This is a genomic window from Thermanaeromonas sp. C210 (genome assembly GCF_013167955.1).
In the GTDB taxonomy this organism is placed as follows: Bacteria; Bacillota; DSM-521; order Neomoorellales; family Neomoorellaceae; genus UBA12545.
Map to the genome: position 1 here is coordinate 181,904 of NZ_BLWF01000003.1, position 15,327 is coordinate 197,230.

General features: G+C 56.0%; 17 protein-coding genes. All 17 read left to right on the top strand.

The genetic code is table 11. From position 1 onward, the window contains the following. The first annotated feature begins 351 nt into the window (after positions 1–351). The 17 genes from TAMC210_RS08345 to sigF all read left to right on the top strand — a co-directional run bounded on the left by TAMC210_RS08345 (position 352) and on the right by sigF (position 15,069). On the top strand, positions 352–936 hold the full coding sequence (locus tag TAMC210_RS08345; RefSeq protein WP_173298357.1) for a hypothetical protein: 585 nt from the start codon (positions 352–354) through the stop codon (positions 934–936). After that, positions 933–2,849 carry a 1-deoxy-D-xylulose-5-phosphate synthase gene (gene dxs / locus TAMC210_RS08350; protein ID WP_173298358.1) on the top strand — a complete coding sequence of 639 codons (1,917 nt, stop codon included), beginning with the start codon at positions 933–935 and terminating at the stop codon, positions 2,847–2,849. The genes TAMC210_RS08345 and dxs overlap by 4 nt, the downstream gene beginning before the upstream one ends. Beyond that, positions 2,842–3,669 carry a TlyA family RNA methyltransferase gene (locus tag TAMC210_RS08355; RefSeq protein WP_173298359.1) on the top strand — a complete coding sequence of 276 codons (828 nt, stop codon included), beginning with the start codon at positions 2,842–2,844 and terminating at the stop codon, positions 3,667–3,669. The genes dxs and TAMC210_RS08355 overlap by 8 nt, the downstream gene beginning before the upstream one ends. A gap of 4 nt (positions 3,670–3,673) precedes the next feature. Next, the gene (locus tag TAMC210_RS08360) at positions 3,674–4,213 is read left to right on the top strand and encodes a hypothetical protein (protein WP_173298360.1); all 540 of its coding nucleotides are present in this window, start codon (positions 3,674–3,676) and stop codon (positions 4,211–4,213) included. 9 nt (positions 4,214–4,222) lie between these two features. Further along, positions 4,223–5,107, top strand: a complete 885-nt coding sequence (locus TAMC210_RS08365; protein WP_173298361.1) for an NAD(+)/NADH kinase — start codon at positions 4,223–4,225, stop codon at positions 5,105–5,107. Continuing rightward, a complete protein-coding gene (argR, locus tag TAMC210_RS08370) occupies positions 5,104–5,559 on the top strand; it encodes an arginine repressor (protein WP_173298362.1) in 456 nt (151 codons plus the stop codon). The genes TAMC210_RS08365 and argR overlap by 4 nt, the downstream gene beginning before the upstream one ends. A 10-nt stretch (positions 5,560–5,569) precedes the next feature. Continuing rightward, a complete protein-coding gene (gene recN / locus TAMC210_RS08375; protein ID WP_173298363.1) occupies positions 5,570–7,261 on the top strand; it encodes a DNA repair protein RecN in 1,692 nt (563 codons plus the stop codon). A 132-nt stretch (positions 7,262–7,393) separates the two neighbouring features. After that, positions 7,394–8,743, top strand: coding sequence for a SpoIVB peptidase (spoIVB, locus tag TAMC210_RS08380; protein ID WP_173298364.1), 1,350 nt, complete (start codon positions 7,394–7,396; stop codon positions 8,741–8,743). 116 nt (positions 8,744–8,859) lie between these two features. Continuing rightward, positions 8,860–9,621 (top strand): sporulation transcription factor Spo0A, encoded by a 762-nt coding sequence (gene spo0A / locus TAMC210_RS08385; protein WP_173298365.1) that lies wholly within the window; start codon positions 8,860–8,862, stop codon positions 9,619–9,621. Between the two features lie 55 nt (positions 9,622–9,676). Beyond that, positions 9,677–10,240, top strand: coding sequence for an NUDIX domain-containing protein (locus TAMC210_RS08390; RefSeq protein ID WP_173298366.1), 564 nt, complete (start codon positions 9,677–9,679; stop codon positions 10,238–10,240). Positions 10,241–10,284: 44 nt separating this feature from the next. Continuing rightward, on the top strand, positions 10,285–10,902 hold the full coding sequence (spoIIM, locus tag TAMC210_RS08395; protein ID WP_173298367.1) for a stage II sporulation protein M: 618 nt from the start codon (positions 10,285–10,287) through the stop codon (positions 10,900–10,902). Positions 10,903–10,921: 19 nt separating this feature from the next. Next, positions 10,922–11,155, top strand: a complete 234-nt coding sequence (locus tag TAMC210_RS08400; RefSeq protein ID WP_173298368.1) for a hypothetical protein — start codon at positions 10,922–10,924, stop codon at positions 11,153–11,155. 103 nt (positions 11,156–11,258) lie between these two features. Next, a complete protein-coding gene (gene xerD, locus TAMC210_RS08405; RefSeq protein WP_254388627.1) occupies positions 11,259–12,146 on the top strand; it encodes a site-specific tyrosine recombinase XerD in 888 nt (295 codons plus the stop codon). A 43-nt stretch (positions 12,147–12,189) separates the two neighbouring features. Further along, positions 12,190–13,395, top strand: a complete 1,206-nt coding sequence (locus tag TAMC210_RS08410) for a D-alanyl-D-alanine carboxypeptidase family protein (protein WP_173298369.1) — start codon at positions 12,190–12,192, stop codon at positions 13,393–13,395. A gap of 92 nt (positions 13,396–13,487) precedes the next feature. Then, on the top strand, positions 13,488–13,826 hold the full coding sequence (locus TAMC210_RS08415) for an STAS domain-containing protein (RefSeq protein ID WP_254388628.1): 339 nt from the start codon (positions 13,488–13,490) through the stop codon (positions 13,824–13,826). A 36-nt stretch (positions 13,827–13,862) separates the two neighbouring features. Next, complete coding sequence (spoIIAB, locus tag TAMC210_RS08420; protein ID WP_173298712.1) at positions 13,863–14,282, top strand: anti-sigma F factor; 420 nt, start codon at positions 13,863–13,865, stop codon at positions 14,280–14,282. A 34-nt stretch (positions 14,283–14,316) separates the two neighbouring features. After that, positions 14,317–15,069 (top strand): RNA polymerase sporulation sigma factor SigF, encoded by a 753-nt coding sequence (sigF, locus tag TAMC210_RS08425; protein ID WP_173298713.1) that lies wholly within the window; start codon positions 14,317–14,319, stop codon positions 15,067–15,069. Positions 15,070–15,327: the final 258 nt, after the last annotated feature.

Consider the following 15,327-nt stretch of genomic DNA (forward strand, 5'->3'; position numbering starts at 1 on the left):
TTTACGGGCTGCTGCCCGGCTCCGCCGCCCGGAGCCCGGGCAGTCCAGTTGAAACCACAGCTGCAAAAGAGGCTAGGGAACGGACGGTACTGTCGAGGAAAACTCCTAGGCTGCTTACGCTTTGGTAAGGCCTGCCAGGGATTGAAGTGTGTGCTAAGTGGTAATCCAGTCCTGTATACGGCGACGTTACAGGGCAACCTTTAAAGGGAAACCGCCGCCACGGCGACGTGCGGTAGGTTGCCGGGAAATCCTACTGGACCTAAGCCACAGCCTTTACCTGGCAGGTTGCCACCCACCTATCTATCAAGGGTACATACTATAAAGGGTACATAGGGGGAAAGGGCAAAAAACTTGGGAAGTAATAAGGGGCGACGCCCCTGGCGCAATGCCCTGAGCGTAGGCGCGACTACTTTTTTTTTAACATTGATAATAGGCTACGTCTCCCAAACCTTTATCGGCCGCATGGGGTCCCTCATCGTTTCTTTTTCCCTTTTAATAGTCATAATTCTCACCGGTATTCTCTTTGATATTCTGGGTACTGCCGTGGCAGCTGCCGTTGAACCCCCCTTCCACGCCAAAGCGGCCCGCAAGATCCCCGGTGCGAAAGAAGCCATCTGGCTGTTACGCAACGCAGATAGAGTGGCAAGTTTTGCCAACGACGTGGTGGGCGATATATGTGGAACCTTAAGCGGGGCCATCGGCGCCGGCATCCTGTTTCGGCTGGCAGGTGCTGAGGCCGAGGACGCGCTGCTGGGTACCGCTATGACGGCCGTCATAGCCGCCCTTACCGTGGGCGGGAAGGCTGTGGGTAAAAGGATGGCCTTGAGTGAGGCCGAAGAGATAGTGTTCTGGGTGGGCCGCGCCATAGCGGCCATGGAGGGGATCACCGGAAGGCCCCTAGTAAAGGAAAGGTTGCAGAAGGGTAAGCTGAAATGAAACTGCTGGACCGGATTACTTCACCGGAAGATCTAAAATCTTTAACTTTATCCCAACTGGAAGCCCTGGCCGGCGAAATACGCGAGGAGCTGGTTAGAGTGGTGGCCCGGAACGGGGGCCACCTGGCCCCCAACCTCGGGGTCGTAGAGCTGACTCTGGCCCTCCATACCACCTTCGATTCCCCCCGGGATAAGATCATTTGGGACGTGGGGCACCAGTGTTATGTGCACAAAATCCTGACCGGCCGCCGTTCCCGGTTTGCCACCTTGCGCCAATTCGGTGGATTGAGCGGCTTCCCCAAAAGAAGCGAAAGCCCCCATGACCCCTTCAACACCGGCCACAGCAGCACTTCTATCTCAGCTGCCCTGGGCATGGCCCTGGCCCGCGATCTGGCAGGGGAGAAATTTCACGTAATAGCAGTAATCGGCGACGGGGCCCTTACGGGGGGCATGGCCTTTGAGGCCATGAACCACGCCGGGCATCTGGGCACCGACCTGATTGTTGTTTTAAACGATAACGAGATGTCCATTGCCGGGCCGGTAGGCGCCATGGCGTCTTACCTATCCCGCCTGCGTACCGATCCCCGCTATTCCCAGAGCAAGGAAGAACTGGAGAAGATATTAAAGCGCCTCCCCCGTGTCGGCCCCAAATTTCTGAACTTAATGGAGCGCCTGAAGGACAGCCTCAAGTACCTGGTAATACCAGGTATGCTTTTTGAGGAACTGGGTTTTACTTATCTGGGACCGGTGGACGGGCATAATATAGTGCAGCTAAGGGAAATATTGCAACAGGCCCGGCGCACTCGGGGGCCTGTACTGGTCCATGTCCTCACCCGTAAAGGGAAGGGCTATCCTCCGGCCGAGGCCCGGCCCGAAGTTTTCCACGGAGTCGGTCCTTTCGATCCCCAAAAGGGGGAGATTATAGAGCGGACGGGCCCTCCGACCTTTACATCTGTTTTCGGCGCCGAGCTGGTGCGCCAGGCCGAGGAAGATGAGCGCATTGTAGCCATTACGGCTGCCATGCCGGACGGCACCGGCCTCATACCCTTTGCCCGGCGGTTCCCCCGGCGATTTTTCGATGTGGGCATTGCCGAACAGCACGCGGTGACTTTGGCCGCCGGCCTGGCGGCCATGGGTTTGAAGCCCGTGGTGGCTATTTATTCGACCTTCATCCAGCGGGCAGTGGATCAGATAATCCATGACGTAGCCCTGATGGGATTGCCGGTAACCCTGGTGTTAGACCGGGCAGGCCTCGTGGGTGAAGACGGGGAAACCCACCACGGCCTTTTCGACATTGCCCTGCTGCGGTGCATACCGGGCCTTGTGTTTATGGCTCCCAAGGACGAGCAGGAGCTACGTCATATGCTGGCTACGGCCATCCGGGTTGAAGGTCCGGCGGTTATCCGGTATCCCCGGGGACAAGGCGTGGGAGTACCCCTAGAAGGGCACGCCCGGCCGCTCCCCCTGGGCAGGGGCGAGGTACTGCGGGAGGGAAACCACGTGGCCCTTGTAGCCCTGGGCCCCCTGGCCCATGCTGCCCTGGAGGCGGCCGGGGAGTTGGCCGGGCGCGGTATAGAAGCGGCGGTCATCAACGCCCGGTTCGTGAAGCCCCTGGATATGGACTTAATTATCGCCTGGGCGCGGCGTACGGGCCATGTGGTTACCTTAGAAGAACATGTAGTGGCCGGGGGATTCGGCAGCGCTGTTTTGGAAGGGTTGGCGGCGGCAGGATGCGGGGGAGTAAAGGTCCGCTGTCTGGGCGTCGGGGACGTATTTGTGCCCCACGGCCGTCCCGGCTTGTTGCGGGAATATTTAGGGCTGGTACCCTCGGCCATAGCCGACGAGGTGGAGAAAATGTTAAGGGGTTCCCCTGCCGCAGGTGGAAAGGAAACAAAGGAGCTCTTCCATGGCTAAAGCCAGAAAAAGATTGGATGTTCTCCTGGTAGAGAGGGGGCTGTTCCCCACCCGCGAGCAGGCCCGTAAGGCCATTATGGCGGGAGAAGTGCTAGTTAACGGACAGGCCCTCTTTAAGCCCGGCAGCCAGGTGGGGGAGGAAGCGGAGATCAAGGTGTTAGCTTCCTCGCCCCCCTACGTCAGCCGCGGTGGTTTGAAGCTGGAGGGGGCCTTACATGAGTTTGCCATAGATCCCTCGGGGAGGGTAGCCCTGGACGCCGGGGCTTCCACCGGAGGATTCACCGACTGCCTCCTTAAGCACGGCGCCCGGAGGGTACATGCGGTGGATGTGGGGTACGGCCAGCTCGACTGGCGGCTGCGCCAGGACCCGCGGGTTGTAGTTCACGAAAGGGTAAACCTGAGGTACTTAACCCCGGAGATTCTGGGCGAAAGAGTAGATCTAGCCACGCTAGATCTTTCTTTTATTTCCCTAAGTAAGGTGTGGCCGGCCGTCCGGCAGTGCCTTCTGCCGCGGGGCGAGGTAATAGCCCTGGTTAAGCCCCAGTTTGAAGCAGGGCCGGAAAGGGTGGGGAAGAAGGGTGTTGTCCGCGACCCTGGGGTTCACCGCCAGGTCCTGCTGGAAGTTTGTTCGGGAGCCCGGGCCCAGGGCTTTTCCCTTTTAGGGATCACCTATTCTCCCCTTTTAGGCCCCGAGGGAAACAGGGAGTTTTTCTTGTGGCTGGCCGTGGATGTTTCCGGCCTCACCTGGCCGGAGGTGGAAGCCCTGGTGCCGGAGGTAGTGTCCCGGGCCCATGAAGAAGTAAAAAGGAGAAGGGAGTAAAGCTTTGGTTGCCGGCGACTTGTTTCTTCTAGGGCTCTTAATCGGCGCTCTGGTAGCCGCGTGGTGGATCAAGCGGCGCCAGGCCCAAAGGCTGGCCGCCCGTCTCCGGCGGGCCCGGAGGGCGGAGAAGGACGCCATACGCTTTTTAACGGAAAAAGGCTACCGGGTCGTCGACGTGCAGCGCCGGGAACCGGTGGTCATGGTGATAGACGGCCGGGAATATAAGGGCGCGGTGCGGGCCGACATTGTCGCCCGTAAAGGCCGCAAGACCTATATTGTGGAAGTTAAGAGCGGGCGCCAGGGCGAAGACCCGGGCAAAGCCGAAATCCGAAGGCAACTCCTGGAATATTTCCTGGTGTACCGGCCCCACGGATTGCTGTTATTAGACATGCAGGGACGTAAAATGCACCTTATATCTTTCCGCCTCGGTGGCAATTGGTATAATAAATTACAGGGGCTCCCGGAGATATGGAGATACGCCCTGGCGGGATCCCTGGGGGCCTTAATCACCTGGTTGGGCTTGGCCAGTGGATGGGGGAAATGAGGGACGCCTTTGCAGAGAATAGCTTTAATAGCCAATCATAGCAAGCCGCAGGTATACGGTGTAACCCTCGACCTGATGGACTGGCTGGAAAAGCGGGGCGTTGAGCCCCTGGTGCTGTCCGGCACGGCCGAAAGGCTCGGATGTCCCGAGCGGGGTATTGGGGCCGAGGAGTTGGCAAAGGCGGACTGCGTACTATCCCTGGGGGGAGACGGCACCCTTTTACAGGCCGCCAGGCTGGTAGCCAAAATGGGTATTCCCATTTTAGGGATCAATCTGGGTCATCTGGGGTTTTTGACGGAAATCGAATTGAATGATCTCTTTCCCTCCCTGGAGAGGCTCATCAAAGGCGATTTCCGCATCGAGGAGCGTATGATGCTGTCCGCCTGGCTGGAGCGAGACGGCAGAAGGACTTCTTTTACAGCCCTCAACGATGTGGTTATTACCAAAGGTGCCTTTTCCCGCATGCTGAGACTGGAAGTATATGTAGGCGAGGCCTATCTCGATACCTATCCGGCGGACGGGCTGATCGTGTCTTCCCCTACCGGCTCTACTGCCTACTCCCTGTCGGCGGGGGGGCCTTTGGTGTCACCGGAGCTTCAGGTAATGATTATAACCCCCATCTGTCCCCACACCCTCTACGCCCGTCCCCTGGTAGTACGGGGAGACCGGGAAATTCGCGTTAGGGTCCATGCCCCGGGAGCCGAAGTAATGCTAACCGTTGACGGCCAGCAAGGGGTCCCCTTGGACCACGGCGAGGAAGTGATCACCTCTAGGGCGGGGGTGCCCGCCCGTCTCATACGCCTGCAGGGGCGTTCCTTTTACAGCCTGGTACGGGAAAAACTGCGGGAAGGAGGCAACCGCCATAGCCTTGAAGAGCCTGGCGACGGGGAATGAAAAAAGCCGAGCGGCAACAGCTGATATTATCTATTATTGGCGAGAAACCCATTGAGACCCAGGGCCAGCTCCTCCAGGAACTACGGGCCCGGGGATTAGAAGTAACCCAGGCTACCGTATCCCGGGACATCAAGGAATTGGGCTTGATTAAAGTACCGGCCGGGCAGAATAGCTACCGCTACGCTCCTCCGCCGGAAGAGCGGCGGCCCAATCCCTATTTGCGTTTGCAGCGGTTGTTCCAGGATTCGGTGGCTAAGGTAGATTTCAGTGAAAACCTCATCCTTATCCGGACGCTGCCTGGCACCGCCCATGCCGTGGCGTCATGTATCGATCAAATTGAATGGCCGGAAATTATCGGTACCGTGGCCGGGGACGATACCATTCTGGTTATTATCAAGCCCAAGGACGCCGTGCCCGCCATTTTTCAGCGCTTTATAACGATGCTTTCGTAGGAGGGAGCCTATGCTTCAGCTCCTGCAAATAGAGAATTTTGCCTTGATTGAAAAACTGGACCTCGAACTGGGGCCCGGTTTAAACGTGCTAACCGGGGAAACGGGCGCCGGCAAGTCCATTATTATCGATGCCATCGGATTACTGGTAGGGGCGAGGGCCTCCGGGGATTACTTGAGGGAAGGCAGCCGGAGGGCGCGGGTGAGCGGGCTTTTTAATTGCCGGGGAATAACCGGCGTGGAAGGGGTCCTGGAAGAGCTGGGTATTCCCATGGAAGAAGATGGAAGCCTCCTCTTGAGCCGGGAGCTCAGCAGCACCGGTCGTCACACCTGCCGCATCAACGGGCGCAGCGTCACCCTCTCCATGTACCAGCGGGTAGGTCAGCAACTGGTAGACCTCCACGGGCAGCATGCTTACCAGTCCCTCCTCAAGCCCAGCTACCAGTTACAATTGCTGGATAGTTTTGCCGGCCTCGAAGCCTTGCGCCGGGAAGTAGGGGATATCTATGGCCAGTGGCGGTCCGCCCAGAAAGAACTGGCGGAGCTTTATGGCAACCCCGGCGAGAGGGAAAGACAGAAGGATTTGTTGCGCTTTCAGGTAGAAGAAATCGACAGGGCCGGCCTAAGGATGGGAGAAGAAGAAGAACTGCGGCAAGAACTCCAGGTCTTAAATAATGCCGAAGAGTTAAGCAGGGAGGCACAGGCGATATACAGCCTCCTCTTTGGAGGGCCGGAAGGGGGAAGGGAGGCCGTCTACGATCTCCTCGCCCAGGCCGAAGAAAGCCTCAAGGCCATGGCGGCCATCGACCCGGAACTCGGCAAATGGCTGGACTTCCTCGCCGAAGCCAGGGTCCGGGTAGAGGAAGTGGCCAGATCCGTGCGCAGCTACGGCGAAGGGCTGGATTTGGATCCCACCCGCATCCGTCAAATCGAAGAACGCCTGGAAACCCTGCGGCGTTTACGGCGCAAATACGGGGAGACGGTGGAAGAAATCCTGCGGTTCCGCGAGGAGGCGGCTTCAACCCTAGAGAAATTGGAAAAACAAGAAGATAATGCCAAATACTTGGAGGAAGAAGTGGTCCGCCTGGAGGGCCTTTACCGGGAGAGGGCAGAGGAGCTCCGAAAATTGCGCCTGGAGGCGGCCGGGCAGTTGGAAGGGGAAATACAGAAAGCCCTCCAGGATCTGGCCCTGCCGGCGGCCAGGGTAAAGATTGTCTGTAGGAAGAAGGAGGTGCCCGGTCCCCAGGGGTGGGACGCGGTGGAATTCTTTTTCCAGCCCAATCCGGGAGAAGGGAGCTACCCCCTGGCTCAGATAGCTTCGGGAGGAGAAATGGCCAGGGTTATGCTGGCCCTAAAAAGCATCCTGGCGGGTGTTGATGAAATTCCCACCCTCATTTTTGACGAAGTTGATGCCGGCGTGGGCGGCCAGGCTGCGCGGGCCGTCGCTCTGCACCTGGCCCACATCGGCAAGCGCCATCAGGTTCTTTGTGTGACCCACTCGGCCCAGCTGGCCAGCCTAGCCGACTGCCATTTTAATGTAAGTAAGGTAGTCCATGGAGGGAGAACCTTTACCCGGGTAAAAGAACTAAAGGGCCGGGACCGCCTGGAAGAGCTGGCCCGGCTCCTTTCCGGCGAGGTAAGCCCCGCAGCTCTAAAGCATGCTGGCGAGCTTCTAGACCAGGCAAAAGCAACTAAACGCAATTAAAGCATTTTAGCACGATATTTCACCTTCTGCCAGCTCAAGCCTCGCTAATAGGCCGGTTTTTACAGCATAAAAGGGGCCGGGCGGGGTTAATTTATTTTTAGAAACGAGGTTATGAAAAAGCGAGGTGAAGCATTGAAAAACTGGAAAAAGAAAATTCTTGGAATAACCTTAGCCCTGATGGTCTTGGTGGGTGCTTTTACCCCGCCGGTCCGCAGTTTCTTTGAACTGCCTGCAGAACAGCAGGTGGTTCTGGGCGACAAAATCCAACTGGACTGGCGTCTACCACCTTCTCTGGCAAAACAAATAGCTTGGATTGTTTATGATGCTCAGGGTGGAAGTAAAGTAGCCTGGGCAAGCGGTGGTTTTAGCGCCACCGAGGCAGGTGACCTGCACCTGCAGTTGAAGCTCTTTGGTATTATTCCCTTAAAAAATATCAATATTCAAGTAGTAAAGCCCGTTGCCGTAGTCCCTGGCGGTCATTCCATCGGCATCCTTTTGCACACCCAAGGGGTGCTGGTGGTAGGGGAAGCGGGGGTGGAGACTCCCCAGGGAGAAAAAAAATACCCGGGCCGGCGGGCCGGGTTGGAAGTTGGGGATGTGATCCTGGCCGTCAATGGTCAGGAGGTAAAAAGTGAGGAAGACCTGGCCGATATGATTCACCGGGCTGGCAAAGCCGGAAGAAGGGTGGAACTAGTGGTGCGGAGGGGGGAACGGAAATTCACGGTCCATGTCCAGCCGGAGTATTGCCGGGAAACGGGACGCTACCGTATAGGGCTTTATGTACGGGACAGCACGGCAGGAGTAGGAACCCTTACTTTTTATCACCCCACCCGGGGGATTTATGGTGCCCTGGGACATAAGGTGATGCCGGAATACGGTTCCTCTGCTTTAGAAATAACAGGAGGGAGGATCATAGCAGCTGCCGTCCGAGGAATCCAGCAGGCCAGGAAGGGACAACCGGGCGAAAAGATAGGCCTATTTTCGGCTAACCCCAGTTTTAGCGGTAGTATCCAAAAAAACACAACTTTTGGTATTTTCGGGATACTATCCGGGACGCCCTTACCCGGCCCTTACGGTAGCCCGGTGCCGGTAGCTTTGAACGGCCAGGTGCGCCCCGGAAGGGCGGAAATCCTGACGGTAGTATCCGGTGAACAGGTAGAAGTTTTCGAGGCATATATTGAACGAGTCTTGCCCCAGCAGTACTCTAACGGTAAGGGTTTGGTCATCCGCATTACCGATACCAGGCTCCTCAGTTTGACGGGGGGCATTATCCAGGGTATGAGCGGCAGCCCTATTCTACAGGACGGGAAACTGGTGGGGGCCGTTACCCATGTATTTGTAAACGACCCCACCCGGGGCTACGGAGTGCTGGCCGAATGGATGCTAAGGGAGAGCGGGCTTTGGGAAGACAATGCGGCACAAGAAACACTACCGGGAGGGTCCTTGTCGAACTTCCCGGTAGTTTGTTTTTTACGAAGCTGAAAAACGATTCTGGTGGCGGACAACCAAAAGTTTTGCGACTGGAAGGATTATCCCTCCCCGGCGTCGAAATTATTGCCCGAAAAACAGCAGGAAAATATAGGAGGCGGGATGGATAGATGACCCAACCCATAAAAGTGCTGGTGGCCGACGATAACAAAGAATTTTGTGAGGTGCTGGAGGAGTATTTCAACGAGCAACCGGATCTCCTTTTAACGGGAATCGCCCATAACGGACATGAAACGCTGCAATTGATCCGCGAATGCGAACCAGATATTGTAGTCTTGGATATTATAATGCCCCATTTGGACGGTATTGGCGTGCTGGAGAAGCTCGCGGAATACGATCCCCGGCCTAAGGTAGTAGTCTTAACGGCCCTGGGGCAGGAGGCCATGACCATCCGTACTCTGGAGTTGGGAGCCGACTACTACATACTCAAGCCCTTCGATCTGGAGGTCCTGGGTAATCGCCTGCGGCAGCTTGCCAACGGGCAGCCCCTTCCGCCTTCGGCGCCCGTGGCCCGCAACCGCAATATGGACGTCGAAGTTACTAAAATCATTCACCAAATGGGGGTTCCGGCCCATATCAAGGGCTATCAGTATTTACGGGAAGCCATCCTACTGGTCATCGAAGACGTAAACCTTTTGGGAGCCGTTACCAAGGAGCTCTATCCCATGATTGCCCGCAAGTACATGACCACTCCCAGCCGTGTGGAGCGGGCCATTCGTCATGCCATCGAGCTGGCCTGGGACCGGGGAAACGTGGATATGATGACTAAATTCTTTGGCTACACTATTAATATGGAACGAGGCAAGCCTACCAACTCGGAGTTCATCGCCATGGTTGCCGACAAGCTCCGTATTGGAGCGAAAATTAACTAACAACAAGGAGCACCCTTGCAGGGTGTTCTTAAATTTTTGGGGAGGTTTTTAAGCAGTGGTAGAGGCGAAAAGATTCAGAGAGAGATGTTTAAAATCCGAAAGAATCTACACAGGCAAAATCCTTAACCTCCGCAGGGATTGGGTAGCCCTGCCCGACGGCCGGGAGGCCAGCCGGGAAGTCGTCGAGCACGCCGGAGCTGTAGCCGTGGTGGCGCTGGATGAAAAGGGAAGAGTTTACTTGGTAAGACAGTACCGGTATCCCATCGGCCGGGTCACCCTGGAAATTCCGGCGGGGAAGCTCGATCCCGGGGAGAGCCCGGAGGCCTGCGCCCGGCGCGAGCTCAGGGAAGAAGTGGGCCTTGTAGCCCAAAGCTGGGAGCACCTCCTAACTTTCTACAGCACCCCCGGTTTTTCCGATGAAATTATGTACCTTTTTTTGGCCCGGGATCTTTCAAGGGAGAAGGCCCAGCCGGATGAAGATGAATTTTTGGAGATTATTTCTCTGCCTCTGCAAGAGGCCGTGAATAAGATCTGGACAGGAGAAATTAAGGATGCCAAAACCATAATCGGGTTACTGGCCCTGAGGTATAAAGTAACCGGCCAAGCATATTCATTTTAGTAAGGAAAAGCAGTAAATAGGGTATCTTCGAGGAGACGGTATTAATGGCCCAGGCCCTGGCCCGGCATGTGCATCAGAACCTTCCCCTTTACTTCCTGGTGGGTTGCGCTTTTGTGGTAGGCATTTTGCTGGGTGCCGCGGTGGTCCTGCTTTTAGGGAAAGGGCAAGAGGTGGAGCTGGCCGCTCACCTGGATAACCTTTTCCGGCAGATTGTTGTGGCCGAGCCTGTGGCCGGGGCCGTTACCGCCCGGGCAGCCTTAAAGGGGATCAAGGAAATAGGGTTTTTCTGGATTTTAGGTTTAACGGTCATAGGGTCTCCTTTAATTGTGGCCTCCGTTCTGGTCAAAGGCTTTGTTCTGGGGTTTACCGTGGCCTTCCTGGTGCAGGAAAAGGCTTTAGAGGGTATAGTCCTGTCCCTGTTATCCGTAATGCCTGGCAATATAATCCGCCTTCCTGCTATCCTCGCAGGTGCGGTTTTGGCCCTTTCCTTTTCCTGGAGCCTCGTCAAGGGAAACCTGGGCCTTAAGGCCGGCAGTTTCCTGGGGCAGCTCGTGGCGTATTCATTAGCGATGGCTTTCCTGGCTCTGGTAGTAATGGGAAGCGGGTGGATTGAGGCGTACTTAGTGCCTCCGCTGGCCCGGATCGCCTTGCAGTACTTTTAAACGAGGGGAGGTCACAAAAATGGTGGTCTTAACCATCACTAACTGGCGCAAAAAGCTGGTGTGGTTGCTGGCGGCGTTGTTAGTAGGGACGGCTTTATTGCTAGGGCAATCATCCTTGGACCATACCGGCCAAAGTTTACCCGCAAGCGGCGATGTACAACAAGAAGTGGTCGGGGAACAAAACGAGACCCTGGAACCGGGTTTTATGGAGAGGATGCTGACCAAGCTGCGGCAGTATTACCAAGGACAGTAAACCTTCGCAGGTCACCACCCGCCTTTTTATTAATACGGGATGGAGGAGTTTGCCAGGAAATGTGGAAATTAAATGGGAAAAGCCATGGAGGCGGGTGATGGCCTTGCAGCAACTATTGGACGATTTTCTTTATTATCTGGCCGTGGAGCGGGGGTTGGCCGAGAATACCCTGGCTTCATATCACAGCGATTTGGAGCAATACTTTAACTATCTGGCCGAGGCCAAGGTAACTTCCCTGGAGGATGCCGGCCGCGGCCTAATCGTTGCTTACTTGGTCCGCCTGCAGCAGCAAGGTCGTTCTCCGGCCACCATCTGTCGGCACCTGGCTGCCCTACGGTCATTTTACCAGTTTTTGGTTCGCGAGGGGGTTTTGGCCAGCGACCCTACGGCTACCATGGAATCTCCCCGCCAGGCCCGGAAGTTGCCCCGGGTGTTGACCGTCGAAGAAGTGGAACTGCTTCTTAACCAGCCCCGGACCAAGACTCCGGCCGGGCTGCGGGATAAGGCAATGCTTGAATTGCTTTATGCGAGCGGCCTGAGGGTTTCAGAACTGGTGTCCTTGAATGTGGACCAGGTGAACTTGCAGGAAGCCTACGTCCGGTGTGTAGGTAAGGGCGCACGGGAGCGGGTAGTGCCCATTGGACCGGTGGCCTGCTTTTACCTTAAAGCGTACCTGGAACATGGGCGGGGCCGACTGCTGAAGGGTAGAAAGGAGACTGCTCTATTTATCAATCAACAGGGTAAAAGGTTGTCCCGCCAGGGTTGCTGGAAGATTATCAAAGCCTATGCCCGGGCGGCCGGGCTCCCGCGCAACATTACACCTCATACTCTACGCCATTCTTTTGCTACCCATTTACTGGAAAACGGGGCTGACTTGCGTTCGGTGCAAGAACTCTTGGGGCACGCGGACATCAGTACGACCCAGATTTATACCCACCTCACGCAGAAAAAAATTAGAGAAATCTACAATCATACTCACCCCCGGGCCTGAATATCTAATTTAAGGGAGACAGGCCGGTATAAGGGGGGATATTGTGCGTAAAGCTGTGGCGTGGATTTTACTTGCGGTCTTTCTACTTGGCTGGCAGCCTGCCTTTTTAGGGGCAGCCCCCGCCGAAGAGGAGACGGAAAAGAACACGGCGGCCAGCACGAGGACGGCCGGGCTTAAGCTAAACGTTAAGGGCGCCGTCCTGATGGACCCCCAGTCGGGGAAAATTTTATGGGAACAGAATGCCCATTACAGGGGATATCCCGCCAGCATGACTAAATTGATGACCATGGTGGTTACCATGGACGCCGTGGCCAGGGGCGAGGCCAGCCTGGACGACCCGGTGGAAACCAGTGAGAGGGCCGAAAGCTTCGGAGGGGCCGAGGTGTTCCTGGAGCAGGGGGAAACGGTTCCCCTGGAAAAAATGCTTATCGCCCTTGCCGTGGCTTCCGCTAACGATGCCAGCGTCGCCGTGGCCGAGCATATTGCGGGAACGGAGGAAGCCTTTGTAGAGCTCATGAATGCTAAGGTCCAGGAATTGGGACTAAAGAATACTCATTTTACCAATTGTCACGGCCTGCACGACCCGAACCACTATACCACCCCTTATGATATGGCCCTTGTCGCCCGCTATGCCCTTAAATATCCCAAGATTCTCGAGTGGACTTCTATCAAGCGCTACACCTTTCGCCAGGACCCCTTAACCATACTGGATACTACTAATAAAATGCTTTACTGGTACCCGGGAACCGATGGCTTCAAGACAGGCTATACTGAAGCTGCCGGGCTTAACCTGGTTTCTACGGTGGAGAGGGACGGCCTTCGCCTCATCGCCGTAGTCATGGGGGTAGAAACTCCCCAGGGCCATTTTACAGAATCCATGAAACTTTATAACTGGGCTTTTCGCCAGTGGGCCTGGAAAAAAATCTACGGCCCGGGCGAGGTAGTGGCGGAGGTAGCGACCAATAAGGGACAAGAAGAGAAGCTAAGGGTCGTTGCGGCCGGCAAGGTCGGAGCCGTGGTGCCCCGGAGCAAGGTGAAACAGGACGGCCTTATCACCACCCGCCTGGTGCTTCCAAGGGTTATCAATGCTCCCGTTGTCCAGGGCCAGAAGGTAGGAGAAATTATCATCCTGGAAGAGGGGCGGGAGATTGGCCGGACCGATCTGGTGGCTGAGAAAAGTATACCCCGGGCAAGTCTAAGACAGGTTATCCAGCGCGCCATCCGGGCGGTCTTTACTGTTCGACAATAATTTACCATATTTTTGCAGGAAAATGGCCCTCCTTTAGCGAAAATAACCCTTCTGAAATACAAAAAAGATCAGGGGGGTTTTTTCTTTTGCAGGTGTTCTTCAGTCAAGAAGGCCCGGCCCTCGTGGCCCGTATTAAAGGGGAGTTAGATTTAGGCACGGCCGACCGATTGCGGCAGGAACTGGAGGCCAGTATAGACCACGCCCGTCCCCGCATCTTGTACCTAGATCTGGAAGGGGTTTCCTTCATGGACAGCTCCGGCCTGGGAGTTATTTTGGGCCGTTACCGCCGCCTGGCGCGTCAGGGCGGCAAGGTCGTCATATGCCGACCCCAGCCCCAGGTGCGGCGGCTCTTGGAGCTTTCCGGGATCAATAAGCTGATGGAGATAGTATCGGAGGACCCCGACAGATCTCCTGGTAGGGAGGTGCTTTAACCGGTGGCCCCAGGTAACGGTGAAGTGGCCAACAGCATGTGCCTGGAGTTCCTAAGCCTCCCGGAGAACGTCGGATTGGCCCGGGTGGCCGTGGCGGCTTTTGTAGCCCAGACGGACTTAACCCTGAACGAACTGGAAGAGATTAAAGTGGCCGTTTCGGAGGCCGTGGCCAACGCGGTGATCCACGGTTACGGCGGAGGACCTCAGGGCTGGGTACGGGTGAAGGTGAACCGGACGCGGGAAGGCCTGGAGATAATCGTAGAGGACGACGGTAAGGGCATAGCCGATGTGGCCCTGGCCATGCAGCCGGCTTATTCCAGCGATCCCGAAAGGATGGGCCTGGGCTTTGCCTTCATGCAGTCTTTTATGGATGAGGTAGAAGTTATTTCCGAAGAAGGCCGGGGCACAAAGGTAATTATGCGCCGGAAACTCAGTTCGTCCAGTACGGCATCTTGAGGGGCGGGGGGCGGGGGAATTGCGCCTTTCGGAAATGAACTTACCTCGCTTTCCCCTGTTATCAGAAGAAGAAACCCTGGAGCTACTGCAGCGGGCCAAGGCGGGCGACAAGGCGGCCCGGGAACGGTTGATCAACTGCAACCTGAAGCTGGTCTTTAACATTGTCCAGCGCTTCGAAAACAGGGGATACGAACTGGAGGACCTATTTCAAATCGGTACCATCGGACTAATTAAAGCCATTGACAAATTCGATCTCAGCTACAAGGTCAAGTTTTCCACCTATGCGGTGCCCATGATCTTGGGGGAGATAAAACGGTTTCTAAGGGACGACAGCTCGGTGAAGGTCAGCCGGTCCCTGAAAGAAACGGCCTTCAAGGTGAACCGCACACGGGATGAACTGGCCAAGAAGCTGGGACGGGAGCCGGGGATAAATGAAATCGCCCAGGCCTTAAATCTTTCCCGGGAAGAGATCGTAGCCGCCCTGGAGGCCATCCAGTCCCCGGGTTCCATCCACGATACGGTTTACCAGGACGACGGGGACCCCATTTACGTATTGGATCAGCTCAGCGATGAGAACGAACAGGAGCCGGTGTGGTTGGATAAAATAGCCCTCAAGGAGGTGCTGATGAAATTACCCGAAAAGCACCGCAAGGTCATTGTGATGCGTTTTTTCCACGATAAGACTCAAACCGAAGTAGCCGAGAGGCTGGGTTTATCCCAGGTGCAGATTTCCCGCATCGAGCGTCAGGCCCTGGCACGCTTGCGGGAACTCCTGCATCCCCCGTAATTAAACCTCCCTATTTATGTCTGGCGATTTAGCATCTGAGGCACGAACCTATAATCTTCATTTCCTTGACGCGGGAGAAATACACTGAAAATAAAAACCCCAAAGTATACGCCGCGCCGGCGGCACAACTTGTTTTTTCCGTGACATCAAGCCGGGGAGGAATACACTTGCCTTATCAGGGGCACGTTGAAAGCCTACTCTACTACCCTCGCCTGCTGGCCGCTTCTTTACTTTTTATATCTTACCCTCTAAAATGGA